The organism is Acinetobacter sp. ESBL14 (assembly GCF_036668815.1).
Taxonomy (GTDB): Bacteria; Pseudomonadota; Gammaproteobacteria; order Pseudomonadales; family Moraxellaceae; genus Acinetobacter; species Acinetobacter gyllenbergii.
Genome location: NZ_JAZEVS010000031.1, coordinates 1 through 615, shown reverse-complemented (window position 1 = coordinate 615; position 615 = coordinate 1). Strand labels below are relative to the sequence as shown.

1 pseudogene is annotated in these 615 nt (G+C 46.3%); it reads left to right on the top strand.

The features are described from left to right. Window positions 1-8: 8 nt before the first annotated feature. Window positions 9-615, top strand: a pseudogene (locus tag V6E90_RS21470) (hypothetical protein); the annotation flags it as partial.

Below are 615 nucleotides of genomic sequence, written 5' to 3'. Positions count from 1 at the left end.
AATTTGCATTGGGCGATACGCTGAATGTTAAAGGTTCAACAGATGGTAGCATCACCAGTACCACAACAGCAGATGGTGTACAGCTTGGTTTAGGTGATACCGTTAATGTTAAAGATGCAATCAATGTTGGTAGTGGTGCAACAAAAGTTAAGATTGATGGCACAACCAATACCATTGGTGGTTTAAGCAATAAGACGTGGAATGGCACAGCGGTATCAGGTCAAGCGGCAACCGAAGATCAATTACAAGCGGTGAGCGATGCCCAAAAAGCAACGGACGACGCAGCGGTTAAATATGATGACCCAGCAACGAAAGACAAAGTAACTTTAGCGGGCGCTGGTGGAACCACGATTACCAACGTTAAAGCGGGTGCAGTAAATTCAAGCTCAACTGATGCAATCAACGGTAGCCAATTACACGGTGTAGCGGACAGCGTTAAGAGCGCAATTGGTGGTAACACGACCATTGATGCGACAACAGGTGCAATTACCACAAGTAACATTGGTGGTACAGGTTCGAACACAATTGACGGTGCGATCACCAGCGTTAAAGCGACAGCAGACAAAGGCATCAACTTTGGTGGCACAACAGGCAAGAACAACTATGCCTTGGGTA